Here is an 18,843-nt window from a genome sequence, read left to right as displayed (position 1 = left end):
ATATCTAATAGAAAGAACAAAATTAACTGCTTGGTTGACTATTCATTACCATTGAAACAATATATCGCCATTAGCTACAGGTAAATACTGATTACATACACACGTCGCATAAGTAGACAGGAATCAAATAATGAGTAAATGGCCAATTCGATGGGATCTGCTGTTTCGATATCGAATGATTGAGATTATTGCGTTGTGGGAAGGCCGCTTAACCACGAACCATCTGATTAAAAATTTTGGTATTGGTAGACAACAAGCATCGAAAGACATCAACTCTTATCTAGCTGATATTGCGCCTGGCAACCTTGTTTATGACAAACAGTTAAAAGGCTACAAGCCTAGTAATAGCTTTAAACCCAAATTAACTAGCGGTCATGCTGATGAGTACCTGCATATCCTCGCTCGCACTGAAGATATGGCCATCACATTTAGTGAGCTCAATATGGGCTTTGAGAATACGACGATGGTTAGACCCGTAACACGCAATATTTCGCCAGAGATACTTCGCCCGCTAGTCCAAGCTATTAAAGATAAAAAACGTGTCGATATAAGCTACACATCGCTTAAAGATGGGATCGAAGTAGAACGTATAATTTCACCCCATACGCTAGTTTGTACCCCATTACGTTGGCATGTTCGAGCCTACTGTGAACACGCAAAAGGTTATAGGGACTTTGTACTGAGTCGAATTCGCGGTATCCCAAGCCTTGAAGATAAAAAAGTAATGGGACAAGGTAACGACGAACTATGGAATACTGTACTTCGCGTCGAATTAAAACCAGATCCACGCTTGACCGAGGCTCAGGCTTCAGTTATTGCCCATGATTACGGTATGGAGGGAAACATCCTCCAGATACAGACCAATGCCGCGTTGGTTCGCTATGTTTTGGATGCTTACAACATCGACATTAATGTGCTTGATTCCAACCCTCAAGGTCAGCAGATTATCATTGGGAATTTTGAAGAGCTGAAGCCGTATTTGTTTTTCTAGGTGCGCTTAGGAACATACAACACGCTTTTGGTAAGGCATGTAAACTATAAGACTTGGTAACATTCTTGAATTGCTGTTGAGAGTTTAGCCGGTAATAATCAGAGCATTCCACAAAAGCTGTAACGCCCTCGTGGAGTGGTACTTGTGCTGGAAACCTCTTAGATAGGTCCTATGAATATTAACCTTCTTCATAGACAAAGCTCAGGTCAGAAAGCTCCACTGTTCTGAGCCAAACAACAATTACTCTGTGAGGTCTCCACAGAAATTAGAGCTTCAATTTAATCAGAAAACCGTTCCGTTAACATTTTAGATACCTTCTTTGAGCGCCAATTTCTCATCAATTGTTCGAGATCTACTCGTTGCCGAGAGCGCGAATCGATACAAGTGTCACCGAAATTGGCTTGGTGATACTTTGAATCAATCATCGCTTCCACCAGCTCAGCTTCGTCTAGCTCAATGGCTAGCATCAGTGGCGTATACCCAAGCATTGCCGTATCGTGTTTTGCATTGGGATCAGCCCCTTGTTCTATTAAGAGTTTTGCAATTTGTCGAAACCCTTCAGCTGTTGTATGTTCCAGAATATTGTTCAGCTCTCTAGCCTTGACGACTTCATGCATACATTGGAACCTGGGATCGCTTTGTTGCCTCTCTATCACAGCCTTTAAATGCTCTAAATCATGAGGTAACAGCCCTGCTGAATGGGCTCGCACAGATTGTAAGTTCATTTCTGAGAATTTCATTGCTTCCCAATGTATTGCATTGAAGTTTGGCCGAGTATGGTGTGCTATTAAACCTATCGCCGTAAACAAGGGAGTTTCACCAATAGTGTCATGCCTTCTATCCACTGATGCCCCCACCTCAAGTAACTTACTGACAACGTCTAATCGTCCCGTCTGAACAGCACAACCCAATGGAGACAGTTTTTTCTTATCTGTTAGAGCGTCCAATACACTTCGCTTGTGTGCTTTTCTACTCAATATATTGAATGACTCATCGCTCATTGAATTCAACGGAACAACATTAACTTGCATAGATTGCACTGCGAGCAGAATTGCAGACTCGTTGCTTGAAGAGAGCTTGTTTACATCCGCTCCACCCTCTAAAAGAGCTGAAATAGCATCTGTGTCATCTAGCATCGAGAAATAAACCAACTGCGGCATTTTCTTCACTAACCCGCCTTCTATTCCAACGGAGAAGACTTTATTTGGCTTGTGGATATCCAACTTATAAGCGGTTTCATCTACCATCCATACACCATTATTATCATGCGGATCTTTGGGATATGGCGCGTCTGGGAAGAAGGAATCTAAGGTAAAGAAATCTCTGAAGTAATGACTAAATGCTGCAATCTCCCAACCTTCAATCTCATCAGGTTTAGCTCTGTACTCATCATTACTATGATCTGGTGGCATCAAATCGATCTTCATTATCACAGCCATTCGCCTCAACCGATTGATAAACCTTTTATTTGGTTTTGGACAGCGGCATGCCGCAACTATGGCTTCGACGATTATTTTTTCGGCATTTTCACCTTGCCTATAAATAACCTGTTCAAACGCGCTTTTATACGCGTCAACTGCGGCCAAAAGTTCTCCCGAATGCAGGTAAAAACGAGCATTCATCCAATGGTAGTAATATGTCGTTTCGTAGTTTATATCCAACCTATCTTGCTGTTGCTTAAGCTGACCTAGTAACTCAAAACAGTGCTCTCTCGAACCAGTTTCTTTAGGTTGTCGCAAGCTTAGTAAATCAAACAACCCTAGTGCTAAAGGCGTTGTAGCCTGATATTTAGCGGTACCCTTCTGAAGAAGATTGAATAATTGATTAACCAGCATTTCTAAACACTGTTTTGGGGACTGATGCTTAAGAATAGCTAAGTCGGTATAGCCACTGCGGTGAAAAAAATAGTCCCACAAACGTGCAGTTATAAACCTCGCCTTATATGTCCCCCAGCTATTCCCTCGCTGCCATTGCTTACCAAGAGAGGCAATACTGGTTAAGTCAGGTAGCTCAGCTCCTAACGACCAAGTTCGCAGACGTTCTCTCTGGGAGTCCGTACTCTCGATTAGAAATTTTTGCCACTCAGTTGAGCCATCAAGTTTTTCTATCACAAGAGACATCAAAGTCTTATCACTCCACGCAACATCTCTGGGTGTAAGACGCATACCATTTAAAGAACTAGCGCAAATCTCAGCGACAGCAAATGTCATAAAGTAACGTTCAAGAAACTGTTGTGCTAAGCCTGCATTTACCCCGTCCAGAGGAACTGACTTTATCAAGTTGAGATAAACATCAGTTACGCTCTCAAATTGCTCTAAAACATGATCCGCAAAGTAAATATTGACATACTTGGTAAGCGGTTCATGAATCAGTTCTTGTTTTAGCGCTGCTAGATGATGCGGATTTATTTCTGAACTTTTACATGCATCATCAATTTTCTTTCCAGCTAAGGACTTTGTTCCTAATCCCTTCGCGAACTCTCTGAGCAAGTATTGAACAGAGAAGTAAGGTGTTTCTATTGTTTTACTAGTCATAATGAACGTTGAATATCTTTGCTAAAATTTTGAAAAGCTCTTTTATCACTTGGTGTACTCGGCACTGTGAATCGCTTCCCTGCTGGCGAGAAGATAGAGCCATGTTTTTTACGCCTTTGGAATTTCCAATTGTGCTTTATTAGCTGGCAAACTAACTTCTGTATATCCTTGTTATTACTATACCTTGTCATAATAAGTAAGGGGGAGAGATGACCCTCCCCCACACTCCCGTTACTTACTGTTTTTTGCAGCCGCAGATTGTGCTCTTGTGGCGAAAGTTCCCTTGGCGATTTGACCACCATTAGCTTTTGCTTGAGCACTTTGAATACGTGATGCTGCCGATGGCGTCATTGGTGTTGGTTTTGCTTTTGACATGCTCATTTCTCCTTGTGTGTTTGAACACAGACAAGTTATCAACAACATCAAAAGTACACATCTGGGTAAGTGGAGAGTTTTTTTATTAATTACCTTGTACTCGCTAAACAGACACTAATTTTAGATTCGGCTATGTAAAACTTTTTCCATCCACTCTTCTACTTCACTGTCAATCCAAGCAACAGCCCTATCACCCAAACTTACAGTTTGTGGAAAGCTTCCTTCATCCATCTTCCTGTATATCGCTGAACGGCTCAGTGCAGTCTTTTCTATTACTTCTTTTAATTTTAAAAATCTCATGATGAATTCCTTTTGATAGTTAATTCATCTGATGAGTGGTGCATGTCAATTTTCACAAGAGGTCCGCAACCCCTCAAAACTCGGGAATATTTCAACCACATATCATCACGGTGCAAACCCACAATGATGATAGGAAATACGCGATGAAATACGTCATACATGGCCCTGCCACGGCGGAACAAGTCTTAGAAAAAGCTGCAGAATTACTCAAACAAAACCTGCAGGAAAAAGATGTATTTAACGATCCTCAAGTAACTAAACACTATTTGACAATAAAGATGGGACATTACGAACGCGAAGTATTTGCCGTCTTGCTACTTAACAGTCAACATCAGCTCATCGAATACAGCGAGGTCTTCTTTGGAACCATCGATGCCGCAAGTATTTACCCGAGAGAAGTGGTAAAAGTAGCGCTCAAGGCTAATGCGGCTGCGGTAATTTTTGCACACAATCACCCGTCACAAGTATCCGAGCCATCACAGGCGGACAGACAGATAACTACACGGCTAAAAGAAGCCCTAGCATTAATTGATATCCGAACACTCGATCACATAGTTGTTGGCAGTGACTGTGTTTCATTTGCCGAAAAGGGGTGGTTATGAACAGTAGTAATGCTTACCTACTTTCACTTGAGCCCTTCAACAAATTCATAGCTCTCACTTTAAATCAATACGCTATTCCATCTAATGCCAAAAGACTGGCACTTAACTTTAAATGTTCACAGTTCTATATCGACAAACAAGGCATTCAGCCAGTGGAAATTCAGATTGAAAGAACAGATGAGAATGCGGGCTGGGAGATTCGGTTTGTTGCAACGTTTGACTACCCAACCTTGAACTCAGAGAGCTTAGATGTATCGCTTTACTTTAACTTTCATTTCAGGTGGTTCTACCAGCCGGACATCAAACGCTGTGAACTTGACAGGCCAGAAGTGACCGGCTTGTTCCAGAGTTGGTTGATCGCCTTTCTTCAACACGTACGACAAAACAGCTTTGACATTCAAGTTCTCACGCTTGTGAAATCTTTTTAATTCTCTTTCTGGTTAATTATCAACAAATTAAATAAACGTTTATTAAAGGAAAAGACTATGGCTATTCAACACCAATTTGAGCCTTGCGCTTTGCCCATCTCAGAATTAATGTTTCAAACTTTGCTAAGCCAAATTGAACAGCACTCTGAACTTGGTAAAACTTCCATCACTCTAAATTTTCGTGATAGTGCATACAGCGCAGAAGCTGGCGGGTATCATCCAGTCGAAGTATCACTACAATGGACCAAATCAAACACATGGTTAATTCAATACATCACAGACTTTGCTTATGTTGGGAATGTTTACCCTGAACTTGAAAGATGCGTGGACTTTGATGTTTCAACGGGACAAGTTTACCTGACAGGATTGGGCTGGACGAACATTGATAGATGTGAGGTTCGTGACTTTTACCAGTTATGGGAGAGTAACTTTTTATCTTATTTAACCATGGGGATTTATGATGATATCAAATCGTCGTGACCGCATAAAAAGGCCTCTGCTCATTCAGAGGCTATATGTCTAAAAGAAGTATGCTCATAAGAGTCGGATAGGCGTTGCTGATAATTTATCAGTAACAATGCTTTACTAACCTATCATTACAAACAGATTGGCAAATAATCGAAAAGGGATCAGCAGATCCCTTTTCTGTCTGCATCACGATTCAGCACCAATCGCATAATAACTTAACTGTATCGCTATCATGTAATTACCAAATAGGTAATTAAAGTACTTGAATTTTCAAACACATATCATAGTAAAAAAACTGTTTTTTTACTTCCTGCTGCATGAGAAATTCTTCGTTCGGTCACCGTACTGTTTGGTTTCCACCTTAGCAAGGTAACTCAAACGTCTGTATGCCTCATTATACTGGGTGATATAGCTTTCAGAATTGCAATCTATATAGTAGATAGGTGTGTCCATCGGAAAGTGCACCAAACTCAGCACTCCCTCAAAGTCAAAGCCCAGCGCACTATGCCATGCTTGATAAATCATTCCTGCCAAGTTACCACTCACCCAACGATATTCCCCTAAAGTGTAGTATACATCTTTGTTAACAAAAAAAGCCACGTGATAATGAGGTTGTAAAGCTTCATTCATTTCTTTGGCCCAAATATAACGAAGATGACAGGGATGTACTCTTATATTTTCTCTTCGCTTTTTTTCCAAATCTGCATTTAAATGAGCTTTCATTGATTCAATAAACCGTGTAATAACATAAGTGTCGTACCCTTGTGGATAATCTGGGCAATTAACCTGACTAGGTAAATGTAAGTCAAATCGGACCATCATCGTTCTAGGGTGATCTGTCAACGCATTGATCATGACATTTTGTATTGCGTTTAAGTAACTGTCCTTCAACTCATAACCATCAAGAACTGGTAGGTTATTAAAAAACTGTTGATTGAAATTTAGCATGATTGTTCTCCTTGAGTAAGTTAATTCATAGAAGACATCATGGATGTTATTTTTTACTTAGCAGGGTGACAGCAACGTTCTATTCAAAGCCTATAAACAATGTGATATTGAAAGATATAAACTCTTTAGTATTAACATACCGACATTGCGCTCATGATCATGCCTCTGAATTTCTCAGCAATCTAATGTATTAACTCCCCGGAATTACCAACAAGATAAACATAAACCATCACTCTGATAAAAACTCGTAACATTTTATGTAAACTGATGCATGAAGCTGGTTCTAAACATATCTCTGAAGTTTGGTATTTCTATCACTTTCCATTCTTGGCCACGGATTCTAATTTCATCATGTTTCCCCACTCGCACTTCACACGACCCTTGGCAAGAAGTCGACTTAAGTACAATATGTAAACGACGTACGGTGTGACCATCATGAACTATGGGCCTAATCCCAAACTCGCCCCCTTCCCAGGTTTGCTCACTATAAATAAGCTTCAATAGTCGTTCAAACCTCAGTGCTATCTCTCTAGCCAAAGCTAACAGCCAAGCCACTATCTCAAGATAAATTTTAGCCTCGTCACTCAATGCTAACTCGTGACGGCGTAATAACAACTCGTCAATGTTCTCTATAGGGTGAAGTTCTGCCTTCAACAGGATTCTGTCCCTTGTTGGCAAAATTTTTTTCCATGAAAGTAACTCCCGCATATGCGTCGTCCAGATGATATCGGAATGCTCTATCCAATTGCGAAACATCATCTCGGAAGCTAGATCGTTAAGTACCAATTGTAGCTGTTCAAGAACCACCCTATCTCTATAATGCCCCACTACAGATAATACTTCATAAGGGTTGGGGTTAGCATTGACAATAGGTCTCAAGCAAGAAACTTCCACCGGCCACTTGTAGAACTCAGTTATAATCCCGTCTTTGTTTACTTTCGAAAAAAAATGCTTCGTTTTGTCTCGTGATAAACACGTACTAACAATTCCTAACGCGATAGATTCAGTCTTCTCTGTCCCATCAAAAACCTCTTTGAGGTGTATTTTCAACTCACCTAAGTGACAAAAGCCTAATTCCAATAGAGGATGAGAAATATTCAGGTAAAAAGTACTTTTGGTCTTACCGAAAAGCCGTTTTCCGGTTACCCCTGCAATATGGTATTCAACTACTCCCATTTTTTTTGCGGTTGACAGTTGTGATTTAAATCTGTCTCTACTAATCCCCCCCATTGATTTCGATATATCAGAAAAGCTCAAATTAGAGACCGTACCAAACTCGTCCGCATGTGCGACGAGGATTGAGAGAAACAGTCTGTTTGAATTACGGATTTTCAAATTGACACCGCCAAAAGATTGTAATGAGTCACTATTCATTACAGAAGCTGTAGCTGGTTTAATGCTTTCACATACAGCTTTTAAACAACTATCTGAGTTCAAAAGCTCATCTACTTTTTCAGTGAAATGATAAACATTTTTTCCCTTCCCTTTAACGACCCAAGATGGTTCGACAACCACACAACCACCTTCTTTCAAATCTCTAAACAGTTCAACGACGGTGTTTCTCGTTGCTTTACTATCACGAACAATCTCGTCGACCGATTCAGTAAACTGCCCATTCAAACCATATTTTCTGAGCAAAAATAGTAGCAAATAGATCGACTCTGGAGTGTAGTTTTTTAAGGATTTCAACTTCATAATCTGACTAAAAAGCAACCTTAAACAGAGTGTATATAAAGAATATTAACATGTAAGACAACTAGTTTGATAACTTGTTTAATACAATGTGACTCCGTCACGTTTTTATTTCTTATATCGTGACAGAATGAGAGTTTATTGAAGTGAGTAACTCAATGGATTTGAAATGAATAGTAAGATGAAGAAGCGATTAAGTTGGATAAACCCTACCGACCAAAAACAAGCGGAATGGCTAGCAAAATATATAGCGAAAAAACAGGGAAATACGAAGTCTATTAATGGATCTTATCTACTTCCGCAGCAGTCTGTTGAAGAGTTTTTATTGATCGCCACAAGTTGGCCAGAAGACTCAAGCTCTAGAGAGCGATGTCGAAATCTTAAGGCGGCATGGAACTCTTGGAAAAAACGTAAGCAGACCAAAAATAAAGTAGTTGAGGGCACGTATACAATCTCAATTACAGCCAGAAAAGAGCTAGAAAGGTTGGCTAAACGTGAAAAGTGCAGCTTAAGTCATGTGGTTGAAACTACATTACTCAATGCAAAAAATATAGAACGGCAAACAAAAGAACTGCAAAGAATTATAGAGAATGCGAGACCAGGAACTAGGATAGACACTAACTACATATGCATGCTCTTCAATAAGGATGTGTTCCTAAAAAAACTTGATTCTACCACTCTGCAACATGAGATTTACGAACTAAAACAAAGACTGTCAGAGCTGCAAGCCAATCAACAGAAAGAGTACCCATTGTAAATAATTCTGAGTAACTGCCTTGGTTACATGTAATCAGTACCGGTTCGCTAAGAAGACGTCATTATTGACACTGTTTAATAATACAAGGGAATCCAGGTAAGCGTTGGGGTTCAACTCAGTGTGTCCCCAACGAACAAAAATATCCTCTCACGTTAGAAAATGTTAATATCATCACATTAAATGCTGATGCGGCTATGGGTGACTTAGACAGTTCCTCTGGTATCCCCAAAATATAATTTTATTACTTGGTACCCCACCTGATACCCCACCAGCTTAACCATAAAATTAAAAGGTATGTTTTTCAAATGGTTAACAATAATATTCAATGGTTTCCTGGCCACATGCACAAAGCACGTAAAGAGATCGAAGAAGCAATCCCTCAAGTGGATGTGATCATCGAAGTACTGGATGCTCGTATTCCTTTCAGTAGTGAAAACCCTTTGATTTCTCAAATCCGTGGTGACAAACCTGTCGTTAAAGTTTTGAACAAACGTGATTTGGCCGATCCAGAATTAACTCAACTGTGGATTGAGCACTTGGAGCAAGAGCAACATGTAAAAGCAATGGCGATCACGACTTCTGAACCACAAGAAGTGCATCGAATCATGGAGCTTTGCCGCAAACTTGCCCCACACCGAGAAGAAATTGGTAAAAACATTCGCACCATGATCATGGGCATCCCAAACGTTGGAAAGTCGACGATCATTAACACCCTCGCAGGTCGAACAATCGCTGTAACAGGTAACCAACCCGCGGTTACACGTCGTCAACAACGTATCAACCTGCAAAATGGCATCGTATTATCTGATACTCCAGGAATTTTATGGCCAAAAGTGGAAAATCCACACAGTGGCTTCCGCCTTGCGGCTACCGGCGCGGTAAAAGATACAGCGATGGAATATGACGAAGTCGCATTCTATACCATTGAATACCTAGCAGCTCATTATGCAGACAAGCTTAAAGAGCGTTATCAAATTGAAGAGCTTCCAGAATCAGATATCGAGATCATGGAAGAAATTGGTCGTCGCCGCGGTGCACTACGTGCAGGTGGACGTGTTGACTTGCACAAAGTATCAGAGATCTTATTGCACGAACTTCGTCAAGGCACTTTGGGCCAAATTACATTAGAACGCCCAGAAATGATCACTCAAGAGCTGATTGAAGTCGAGATTGAGACCGCCCGTAAAGAAGAAGAAAAAGCGAAGCGTAAAGAAGAGCGTCGTAAGCGCTATTTACGTAATAAGCGATAAGCTTGTCTCTTATCTACTCATGTTTCAAGGCGCGATTTTCGCGCCTTTTTTGTTATCTAATGCGCCCATTTTTTTCACTTTTCAAACTTTATATTCCTCATCCAAAATCCCAGATATGAAGCACGAAAAAACACCGCAAAATCGCCGTATAAACTTTAAGCACAAACTAGTTTAGACCCCGGGCCCCTATAGAGTTACAGCCACCATCCAACCCTCAAATGTCGAGTTTGCAAGGGTCTGCAAACTTATGCAACCTGGTTAGTGACACTCTCCCCAAAATCCGCAATATGAATAAGTGTCAGCGCTGGCGTTTTTCCATATGAAGAAGAGATTTATTATGAGTGAAACTATACAAAGCAAACCACTTCCCTCCTTTATCGAGGAACGCCTAGATTTTTATATTCAAGATCTAATCGAACCGAATGAGAACAAAAAACACCTTGTTCTTGGTAAACGCCCACCGTGTAATGCCGTTGTCCTGCAAAGCAATGATTACCTTGCACTGTCTCATAATAAGGAGATTCAAAACGCGCATCGTGATGCGATTTCCCAGCACGATGACAACGTCGTGATGTCCGCGATTTTCTTACAAGACGATGAATCGAAACCTGTATTTGAAACGCAACTAGCCAGTTTCGTTGGTATGCCTAGTTGTCTACTTTCTCAATCTGGTTGGGCTGCGAATGTCGGTTTATTGCAGACTATTTGTGCACCGAACATACCTGTGTACATTGATTTCTTTGCACATATGTCTTTGTGGGAAGGCGCACGTATTGCCGGAGCACAAATTCATCCGTTCATGCATAACAACACCAGTCACCTAAGAAAACAGATTTCACGTCACGGTTCAGGGATCATTGTTGTGGATTCGGTTTACAGCACTATCGGGACCATCGCTCCTCTACGTGATATCTACGAAATAGCACAGGAGTTTGACTGCGGCCTGGTTGTAGATGAATCACACTCTTTAGGTACACACGGTCCACAAGGTGCGGGGATACTGCAGGGTCTTGGCTTAACTCATAAGGTAGATTTTATTACCGTTAGTCTTGCCAAGACATTTGCTTATCGTGCTGGCGCGATTTTAGGCCCAGAAAAACTGGCGAAGACGCTTCCATTTGTGGCGTACCCTGCAATATTTAGTTCTACCGTATTACCGCAAGAGATCATTCGGCTAGAGAAAACACTGGACGTCATAAGAAAATCAGATGATAAGCGAGATATTCTGTTTGAAAGAGCCAAGTCTTTAGCCGTTGGTTTAAAACGCATTGGATTTACTATTCGCAGTGAATCACAAATTATCGCATTAGAATGTGGTAACGAGAGAAACACTGAGCGAGTCCGCGACTTTCTCGAAGAGCGAAATGTTTACGGCGCAGTGTTTTGCCGCCCTGCAACTGGAAGGAACAAAAACATCATCCGTTTTTCAGTCAATGCAGACATGACAGCTGCTGAAGTTGATCATGTACTCACTGTCTGCCAACAAGCATTTGCACACCCTGACTTAGAGTTTGTGTAAGTTAGTGTGTAGATAAAACTAAAGAGCTCAACAGTTTTGCTGAGCTCTTTATTCGTATTATTCGTTGTGAGCAACTCGCCTCAAGAAAACAAGTCGCGAATGATTAGATCCAGTTTGCGATTTTATCGAACAAACGATTTTTATCCGCCGGTTTTACGATGAAGTCAGACATACCCGAAGACCCAATTTTGTCCAACGTGACAGGTGAACTATCCCCTGTATGTGCAATAATAGGTACCGACGCATAGTTTTTATCCGAGCTTCGAATTCGCCTAGACGCTTCTACACCATCCATAATTGGCATTTCGATATCCATCAGAATGAGATCAACATCTTCTTGCTCTAGTGTATCCAGAGCCTGCTGCCCGTCTTCTTTCTGAATCACTTCAAAGCCTTGCTTTTCAAGTAACATTGCCGTGAATTTACGCAAAGATTCATTATCATCCACGACCATAATTGTGCGCTTATTTGAATTATCTAACGTCACCGAGGCCGTTGGTGTCGATACATAGCTTGAATCATATAAGAGACGCTCAATAGTTGGTTTAGTATTCAATAACCAGGCTTGCGTTTCGATCCAAATAGGTTCATATGCAGCCTTACGTGCTCTCTGAGTCGGATGATGCTCAAAAAGATAAACTATGCGTGCTTCAGTGAAAGACAAGAGAGATTCTAATCTATCCAATTGGTTTGCTCTTGGATCTAAGCTCTCAAGATCGACAAAAATCAGATCGAATTCGAACTCGTACTCTTTCTTTTTGAGTACTTGGTTGGCATCTAAAATCGTCGAGTCAAAGCCCATAAAACGGCTAATATCTGTTACTTTAGACACCAAGATATCTTGGCTAGTCACCGTTAGAATGGTTTTGAGTTTAGTCAGATCGTTTTTGATTTCAGTAACGGTATCAGATGTCGTTAGTGGGAAAGTTAACGTAAATTGAGACCACTCCCCTAACTGAGATTGACACTCAATGTTCCCCCCAAATGAACGCATGACTTTTTTACAAAACGGTAGACCCAAACCATAACTTCCTGATTTGCCAGTGGTGTAAAAGTCTTGAAAGATATTGCGTAGAACATCAGGAGCAATGCCAGCACCATTATCGGTTACAACAATTTGATTAAAGCGTTCTGAACTTATCATGGATACATGTATGTGAAAATCTTCAGATTTACGGTGATGGAAGGCATTCTTGAAGAGGTTATACATAACGTATTTAAGTAATGTATCACTACCTAGAAACTCAAACTCACTTCTCGCATCCAGCGATATGGCAAATCGATCAGTGGCACGTTTATAACTGAAGCTTTCAATTGCCTGTTCAACGACCGAGTGAACTGAATATTTTTTGAAGCTAGAACGAGAAACTCGATTTTCATCAATCGAAGTCAGCAATAAATCGATGGTTTCATTACCCGATTGGATAATGTTCATTGCATCCTGACTCACTTCACGTAATAAGGTGACATCCTCTACACTCATGACGTACTGCTCTTTTCCTGCCTCTTTCATGTTGGGCAAGATCGACTGGATAACATCTATTGAAGTGCAAAGCCCACTCAACGGGTTACGCATTTCATGTGCGATCCCTGCCCCGAATGATTTTGCCAGCGAGACTTTCGCTTCATGTTCAACTTGGTTACGAAAATAGAACAAATTACCGAAGACATAAATAAACAGAAAGATTGGCACATGAGTCCAATCCATGGTCAAGTCAAGATGGAACCCTTTTGCAACCCAAGCGAAGAATGTTGCTAAACCTATCCCAGCAAAGGTTTGAGCAAACATGACCCTAGTAACATGAACCAGTAAAATGTGTAAGAAAATTGCAGACATAAACGACATAACCCATACATTGGACCAGTCATTCATCAGTAACATATAAAAAAAGAAAAACGGTAAGCACAGCGTTATCGTCACTTGGTAGTAAATAGGAACATAATCTCTCCAAGTCGATGATAAGCGGTTTCTAAAAATGATGCCGAAAAACAATAACGAGCAAAACAATCTAAGAGGTAAATTTTCATAAGCCTGTGGAAAGGCAAACTCCCAGACAAAGTAGTACAGCGGAAAGCCAAGAAACCCCATCCAGCCAACGAGAGTTAGGTTTGGTTCTGCATATTGATAAACCTTACGTATCGAGTCCATATAATCTGTTTTGCTTACTCCGCCTGACGCACAATAGTGTGATTTTGATTCACTTTTATCGTTTTATTATTAACTAATTATATATTAATCATCATTTATAAGCAGCGCGAAATGACGTAAACAGCTCGCAATACTTATCTTTAGTTTCAATCTTTTAAGACAGCTACACTTGATTTACAACCAAATAAACAAAGTTGCATATAGTTTAGTGCAATTTTGCGATAATCGCTCTGTATCCAATTGGATGTTAATCTCATTTTGTGTAAGAAACTTAAGTCGCGCCTTTGGCACGACTTTCCAACGATTCAAAAACAGCACTCACCGCATATAGCGTGGTGAAGAACAATTGGCTTGGGGTGTGTTATGAATTCTGTCCAGATAAAAAATGTCATTTTTGATGTAGGTAATGTGTTGGTACGCTGGTCTCCAGTAGAAATCGTTCGCTTAACATTTGGTGGTTCCGTAGAATCAGAGAAAATGGCTCAGATGCTATTTTCATCACAAATCTGGAAAGATTTAAATAAAGGGACGATCTCCGAAAGGGAAGCAAAACAGCGTTATCAACGTGAACACCAAGTAACGACGGAAGAAATGGACCGCTTCTTTTATTATGTAAAACACACTCAAATATTACTTTACGGCAGTATAGAGCTGTTAAAACGAGTAAAAAGAGCCGGATATGGCGTATATGCGCTCACAGACAACATCAACGAAATTGTGGAACATCTTCGTACTACCTATGAGTTTTGGCCACTGTTTGATGGAGCAATCATCTCTTCTGAAGTTCAATTACTAAAACCACAAGCGGAGATCTACCAAACTCTACTTTCAAAGTATCAGCTTAACCCCGAAGAGACAGTATTTCTTGATGACATGCCTTACAATGTTGAAGGTGCCCGAGCAGTTGGCATGGCTGCTATTCAGTTTGAAAATGCTCAGCAATGTGAGCTCGAACTAAAAGCCATGGGGGTTAACTTCTAGAAAGCTTTCATTAAAACATAACGTTAGGGTGCATAAACAAAAAAGAGCAGTGTTGAGACTGCTCTTATCTAATGTTTTAGAACGCTAGGTTAGGAGTAAATCACGTTTTCCTCAATCCCACTAACTAATGACTGGGCGTTCTTCCAACGGAATACTTTTTCTAACACCTCTTTGCCATCAGGTGCGCGCCAAGTTCGCTCTTGATCCTCTTGACCACCAATGTGGCGATAGAATTCAATCGCAGAAATGTTTTGCGACACAACTTCTAAATAAAGACCTGTGTCTTTAAAGTACTGCTGTTGCCATTCTGCGACAGCAAGTAATAGCTGCTTACCAATCCCACGACCACGGTAACTGTCATCAACATGCAATGCGTCAATAAAGGTTCCACGCTCGAAATCATGGTTGCCGAACACACAAACAAAGCCAAGTAGCAAACCTCCCTCCTCCGCCAAGACAATGTGCTGATTGAATGGTGGGTTGGTCAAACGGGTTTGCCAAATCAGTAGTTTGTCGTCAATCGCTTCTTTCTCAAGATAGTTATCACTAAGAATGCCACGGTAATGACGCTTCCAGCTATCCGCATGAAGATGCGCAATGCGCTCGTAGTCCTTATATTCCGCTAATCGTAAATCCATTACGTATTCCTATTTTCTTACATTTTTGCTTCTTTATAGAGTCTCGGTATATTCCACCTTTATAACACTTGTTTCTTGGCAGATTTTATACACCTTAAGCCAGAGCTCATTTTTTAATACTACTCATTATTCAATTAAAAGCAAAATATCCCATCAAGTTCCTTAATCTACACCCAAAGGAATCATCACATTTGTCTAACTTTAATTTGACTTACATGTGTACGCTGATATTCTGGCGAACAGTTGTTAGCTCAAAGTTAGGGATACACCTGTGACTCAAAACAAACCACCTGTTATCTGGTTGAATACATTAATATTTTCTGCCAGTTTTGTTCTAACTTTTATTGTAATGCCTTGGTATGCATATCATTTTGGACTGGGTTGGGAACATCTAATTTGGGGAGTGATTGCATTTAGTTTTACTAACCTTTCTATTACAGCAGGCTATCATCGTCTCTGGAGCCACAAAACATACGAAGCTCATCCTATTTTGCGCGCCATTTTTGCGATTGGAGGAGCATTTTCTTTGCAAAATAGTGCATTACATTGGTCTTCTGATCATCGTGTGCATCACAAACATGTCGACAATAACGATAAAGATCCGTACTCAGCCAAGCGGGGTTTTTGGTATTCTCACATTGGGTGGATGTTACGTGATTACAATAAATCAAAGGAAAACGAATATACAAACTGCCGTGATCTAAAGCGCGACAAAATCGTCATGTGGCAGCATAAGTATTATGTTCCACTTGCCCTACTGACTAATATTGGTTTCCCAGTCATGCTCGGACTGATCTACGGTGATATCTGGGGGATGTTATTGGTCGTTGGTGCGGCTCGACTCTTTATGAGTCACCATACGACTTTTTTCATTAACTCCCTCGCACATATTTGGGGTAAGCAAACTTTCACAGACAAAAACACTGCTCGCGATAATGGTGTACTCGCCTTTTTCACATTTGGAGAGGGTTACCATAATTTCCATCATATTTTCGAGAATGACTATCGCAATGGCGTGTATTGGTGGCATTACGACCCAACGAAGTGGTTGATAAAGTCATGTTCTTGGCTAGGACTCACATCTAAGTTGCGCACAACGCCTACATTTAGAATTGAAAAAGCCCGTGCGAGTCAACTTTTGAAGAAAGCAAGAGAAAAGCTAGAATCGAAACCGAACACGCAAACAATCCTCGATCAGCTACAGCACGAGTTTGATACTTTAGTTCATCACATGCAGGAATACTACGAGATGCGCAAAGAAGTACTCGGTGCCAAAACTGCCAGTGTGGTAAAAAAATACGAATGTTCTGTAACGAAAATGAAGTACCAGCAAATTAAAGCAGAGTTCGAACGGCAGCAGCGTAGTTGGAACCTTATGGTTCGTCGATACGCATAGTTTATCCTCATTCTTACGATTACTTAGCTTCGCTTCGGCGAAGCTTTTTTGTTGTGAAGAGTGTTTTCCAATAATTGCTTACTGAGTAAAGTCTTTTTCCTATTGTGAATCAATTCACTCTTTATTCATTCACTTTCCTAGTCATATTTTCCTTCCTATAAATAGCTTCAAACCAGCACATAACACTTAGAAAACCAAATTCCAACAATACAATCTAACGAAATTATTTATTAAATTATTATTTGTCTCAGATCATGCAAGCCCCATATTTGTCTCGTGCCACAGCTAAGAATTCTGTAAATTCCTTGTCATAAACTGAAACAGTTTCTTTCTTTTTCACATAACATTCGGAGATCCCTATGTTAGAGCTCTTAATTGGCTTAGTGGTTACCATTGCAGTGGGTTACTTTATTGTCAAAGGCTATAAAGCTGCGGGCGTGTTACTGACCGCTGGTATTGCTTTACTTCTTATGACTGGCGTTTTGGGGCACGACGTGCTGCCGTCAAAAATCACCTCAACTGGTAACATGGTGACAGATGCGCTTGAATACGTGAAATACATGCTTCAATACCGCGGTGGCGGTCTTGGTATGCAAATCATGCTGCTTTGTGGTTTTGCGTCATACATGACTCATATCGGCGCGAACAACGTGGTAGTGAAACAGTTCTCTAAACCGCTTTCTGTCATCAAGTCTCCTTACGTCCTTTTGGTAGCGGCTTACATTGTGGCGTGTTTAATGTCTCTTGCGGTAAGTTCTGCAACAGGCCTTGGCGTACTATTAATGGCGACATTATTCCCAATGATGGTCGCGATGGGCATTTCTCGTCCAGCAGCCGTTGCAGTGTGTGCCTCTCCAGCGGCAATCATCCTTTCTCCTACTTCTGGTGATGTTGTTATCGCAGCAGAAAAGTCTGGTTTAGAGCTTGATGTGTTTGCGGTACAAACTGTGTTGCCTGTTTCTATTTGCGCAATCATCGTCATGGCAGCGGCAGCGTTCTTCTGGAACAAATACTTAGATAAGAAAGAAAATACACCAATGGAAAAAATTGATGTATCAGAGATCAAAGCTGACGCACCAGCGTTTTATGCAGCTCTTCCTTTTCTACCTATCATCGGCGTTTTCCTATTCAACGGTCGTACCATTCCAGGACTTAGTCTAGACATCTACACTATTGTGGTTGGTTCGATTTTCCTTGGAGCTCTGATCCATTATGTTGTAAATAAGTTCGATGGTAAGAAATCACTAGAAGATTTAGATTCTTGTTACGCAGGCATGGCTGACGCGTTCAAAGGCGTTGTGATGCTTTTGGTTGCCGCTGGGGTTTTTGCACAAGGTCTGATGTCTATCGGAGCTATCGATAACCTACTTCATCTAGCAGATAATGCTGGTGCAGGCGGCGTTGCTTTAATGCTTATTCTAACTGCATTGACAGTTGCAGCAGCAATTGCAACGGGTTCGGGTAACGCGCCTTTCTATGCGTTCGTGGAGTTAGCACCATCTTTGGCTGCGAAAATGGGATTAAACCCTGCTTTCCTAATTATCCCGATGCTTCAAGCATCAAACCTAGGCCGTACTATCTCACCAGTATCTGGCGTAATCGTTGCGACATCAGGTATGGCAAACATCAGCCCGTTTGAGGTTGTAAAACGCACATCCGTTCCGGTTCTAGCAGGCCTTATCACGGTGATTATTGGTACTATGGTGCTTGTTCCAATGAGTGCCTAACGGTATTGCCACGATCAAACTAAAAGCAATATCCGAACAAAATTACGTTTAATTAAAAACGCCAGCAAATGTGCTGGCGTTTTTTTAT

At 40.9% G+C, this 18,843-nt stretch carries 17 protein-coding genes; 10 read left to right on the top strand and 7 right to left on the bottom strand.

The features are described 5' to 3' along the window. The first annotated feature begins 130 nt into the window (after nt 1-130). Nucleotides 131-991: a helix-turn-helix transcriptional regulator gene (locus R7041_RS04970; RefSeq protein WP_225467800.1), complete on the top strand. Its 861-nt coding sequence runs from the start codon at nt 131-133 to the stop codon at nt 989-991. A gap of 278 nt (nt 992-1,269) precedes the next feature. Here R7041_RS04970 and R7041_RS04965 read toward each other — a convergent pair whose 3' ends face one another. The 3 genes from R7041_RS04965 to R7041_RS04955 form a co-directional block, all read right to left on the bottom strand. Then, on the bottom strand, nt 1,270-3,525 hold the full coding sequence (locus R7041_RS04965; protein ID WP_225467802.1) for an ankyrin repeat domain-containing protein: 2,256 nt from the start codon (nt 3,523-3,525) through the stop codon (nt 1,270-1,272). 231 nt (nt 3,526-3,756) lie between these two features. Continuing rightward, nucleotides 3,757-3,900, bottom strand: coding sequence for a hypothetical protein (locus R7041_RS04960; RefSeq protein ID WP_225467804.1), 144 nt, complete (start codon nt 3,898-3,900; stop codon nt 3,757-3,759). Nucleotides 3,901-4,020: 120 nt separating this feature from the next. After that, entirely contained in the window at nt 4,021-4,200 is a 180-nt protein-coding gene (locus tag R7041_RS04955; RefSeq protein ID WP_213960629.1) for an AlpA family transcriptional regulator, read from the bottom strand. A 143-nt stretch (nt 4,201-4,343) separates the two neighbouring features. Between R7041_RS04955 and radC the strand changes: the two genes are divergently transcribed. From radC to R7041_RS04940, 3 genes are read left to right on the top strand one after another with little or no spacing between them, the layout of a single operon-like run. After that, a complete protein-coding gene (gene radC, locus R7041_RS04950) occupies nt 4,344-4,802 on the top strand; it encodes a RadC family protein (protein WP_225467806.1) in 459 nt (152 codons plus the stop codon). After that, the gene (locus R7041_RS04945) at nt 4,799-5,230 is read left to right on the top strand and encodes a DUF2787 family protein (protein ID WP_225467808.1); all 432 of its coding nucleotides are present in this window, start codon (nt 4,799-4,801) and stop codon (nt 5,228-5,230) included. The genes radC and R7041_RS04945 overlap by 4 nt, the downstream gene beginning before the upstream one ends. A gap of 57 nt (nt 5,231-5,287) precedes the next feature. Continuing rightward, nucleotides 5,288-5,710 carry a DUF2787 domain-containing protein gene (locus tag R7041_RS04940; RefSeq protein WP_225467810.1) on the top strand — a complete coding sequence of 141 codons (423 nt, stop codon included), beginning with the start codon at nt 5,288-5,290 and terminating at the stop codon, nt 5,708-5,710. Nucleotides 5,711-6,001: 291 nt separating this feature from the next. On the opposite strand, the gene R7041_RS04935 is transcribed toward R7041_RS04940, so the two are convergent. Together R7041_RS04935 and R7041_RS04930 are read right to left on the bottom strand one after the other, a co-directional pair. Beyond that, nucleotides 6,002-6,646 carry an inovirus Gp2 family protein gene (locus R7041_RS04935; RefSeq protein ID WP_225467812.1) on the bottom strand — a complete coding sequence of 215 codons (645 nt, stop codon included), beginning with the start codon at nt 6,644-6,646 and terminating at the stop codon, nt 6,002-6,004. A 255-nt stretch (nt 6,647-6,901) separates the two neighbouring features. Further along, nucleotides 6,902-8,341, bottom strand: coding sequence for a hypothetical protein (locus tag R7041_RS04930; RefSeq protein WP_225467814.1), 1,440 nt, complete (start codon nt 8,339-8,341; stop codon nt 6,902-6,904). Nucleotides 8,342-8,519: 178 nt separating this feature from the next. Here R7041_RS04930 and R7041_RS04925 point away from each other — a divergent pair, with 178 nt between their 5' ends. The 3 genes from R7041_RS04925 (at nt 8,520) to cqsA (ending at nt 11,864) form a co-directional block, all read left to right on the top strand. Next, nucleotides 8,520-9,095, top strand: coding sequence for a hypothetical protein (locus R7041_RS04925; RefSeq protein ID WP_318114678.1), 576 nt, complete (start codon nt 8,520-8,522; stop codon nt 9,093-9,095). Between the two features lie 305 nt (nt 9,096-9,400). Then, a complete protein-coding gene (gene ylqF, locus R7041_RS04920) occupies nt 9,401-10,345 on the top strand; it encodes a ribosome biogenesis GTPase YlqF (RefSeq protein ID WP_054866316.1) in 945 nt (314 codons plus the stop codon). Nucleotides 10,346-10,682: 337 nt separating this feature from the next. Beyond that, a complete protein-coding gene (gene cqsA / locus R7041_RS04915; protein ID WP_017635350.1) occupies nt 10,683-11,864 on the top strand; it encodes an alpha-hydroxyketone-type quorum-sensing autoinducer synthase in 1,182 nt (393 codons plus the stop codon). 103 nt (nt 11,865-11,967) lie between these two features. Here the strand turns inward: cqsA and R7041_RS04910 are convergent, their stop codons facing one another. Next, the gene (locus R7041_RS04910) at nt 11,968-14,013 is read right to left on the bottom strand and encodes a response regulator (RefSeq protein ID WP_017821553.1); all 2,046 of its coding nucleotides are present in this window, start codon (nt 14,011-14,013) and stop codon (nt 11,968-11,970) included. Between the two features lie 363 nt (nt 14,014-14,376). On the opposite strand from R7041_RS04910, the gene R7041_RS04905 reads away from it, so the two are divergent. Then, entirely contained in the window at nt 14,377-14,994 is a 618-nt protein-coding gene (locus R7041_RS04905) for an HAD family hydrolase (RefSeq protein ID WP_017635351.1), read from the top strand. 89 nt (nt 14,995-15,083) lie between these two features. Here the strand turns inward: R7041_RS04905 and R7041_RS04900 are convergent, their stop codons facing one another. Next, nucleotides 15,084-15,632: a GNAT family N-acetyltransferase gene (locus tag R7041_RS04900; protein ID WP_005376525.1), complete on the bottom strand. Its 549-nt coding sequence runs from the start codon at nt 15,630-15,632 to the stop codon at nt 15,084-15,086. A gap of 271 nt (nt 15,633-15,903) precedes the next feature. On the opposite strand from R7041_RS04900, the gene R7041_RS04895 reads away from it, so the two are divergent. Together R7041_RS04895 and dcuC are read left to right on the top strand one after the other, a co-directional pair. Beyond that, a complete protein-coding gene (locus R7041_RS04895) occupies nt 15,904-17,028 on the top strand; it encodes an acyl-CoA desaturase (RefSeq protein ID WP_017821552.1) in 1,125 nt (374 codons plus the stop codon). A 359-nt stretch (nt 17,029-17,387) separates the two neighbouring features. After that, nucleotides 17,388-18,755 carry an anaerobic C4-dicarboxylate transporter DcuC gene (gene dcuC / locus R7041_RS04890; RefSeq protein ID WP_005376528.1) on the top strand — a complete coding sequence of 456 codons (1,368 nt, stop codon included), beginning with the start codon at nt 17,388-17,390 and terminating at the stop codon, nt 18,753-18,755. Nucleotides 18,756-18,843: the final 88 nt, after the last annotated feature.

Origin of the sequence: Vibrio sp. 1751, assembly GCF_033339895.1 — a bacterium.
Classification (GTDB): domain Bacteria; phylum Pseudomonadota; class Gammaproteobacteria; order Enterobacterales; family Vibrionaceae; genus Vibrio; species Vibrio alginolyticus.
This window is presented reverse-complemented; position numbering and strand designations above follow the sequence as displayed.

Coding starts and splice junctions, on each gene's coding strand:
- R7041_RS04970 (WP_225467800.1), top strand. CDS start 131: ATGAGTAAATGGCCAATTCGATGGGATCTGCTGTTTCGATATCGAATG.
- R7041_RS04965 (WP_225467802.1), bottom strand. CDS start 3,525: ATGACTAGTAAAACAATAGAAACACCTTACTTCTCTGTTCAATACTTG.
- R7041_RS04960 (WP_225467804.1), bottom strand. CDS start 3,900: ATGTCAAAAGCAAAACCAACACCAATGACGCCATCGGCAGCATCACGT.
- R7041_RS04955 (WP_213960629.1), bottom strand. CDS start 4,200: ATGAGATTTTTAAAATTAAAAGAAGTAATAGAAAAGACTGCACTGAGC.
- radC (WP_225467806.1), top strand. CDS start 4,344: ATGAAATACGTCATACATGGCCCTGCCACGGCGGAACAAGTCTTAGAA.
- R7041_RS04945 (WP_225467808.1), top strand. CDS start 4,799: ATGAACAGTAGTAATGCTTACCTACTTTCACTTGAGCCCTTCAACAAA.
- R7041_RS04940 (WP_225467810.1), top strand. CDS start 5,288: ATGGCTATTCAACACCAATTTGAGCCTTGCGCTTTGCCCATCTCAGAA.
- R7041_RS04935 (WP_225467812.1), bottom strand. CDS start 6,646: ATGCTAAATTTCAATCAACAGTTTTTTAATAACCTACCAGTTCTTGAT.
- R7041_RS04930 (WP_225467814.1), bottom strand. CDS start 8,341: ATGAAGTTGAAATCCTTAAAAAACTACACTCCAGAGTCGATCTATTTG.
- R7041_RS04925 (WP_318114678.1), top strand. CDS start 8,520: ATGAAGAAGCGATTAAGTTGGATAAACCCTACCGACCAAAAACAAGCG.
- ylqF (WP_054866316.1), top strand. CDS start 9,401: ATGGTTAACAATAATATTCAATGGTTTCCTGGCCACATGCACAAAGCA.
- cqsA (WP_017635350.1), top strand. CDS start 10,683: ATGAGTGAAACTATACAAAGCAAACCACTTCCCTCCTTTATCGAGGAA.
- R7041_RS04910 (WP_017821553.1), bottom strand. CDS start 14,013: ATGGACTCGATACGTAAGGTTTATCAATATGCAGAACCAAACCTAACT.
- R7041_RS04905 (WP_017635351.1), top strand. CDS start 14,377: ATGAATTCTGTCCAGATAAAAAATGTCATTTTTGATGTAGGTAATGTG.
- R7041_RS04900 (WP_005376525.1), bottom strand. CDS start 15,632: ATGGATTTACGATTAGCGGAATATAAGGACTACGAGCGCATTGCGCAT.
- dcuC (WP_005376528.1), top strand. CDS start 17,388: ATGTTAGAGCTCTTAATTGGCTTAGTGGTTACCATTGCAGTGGGTTAC.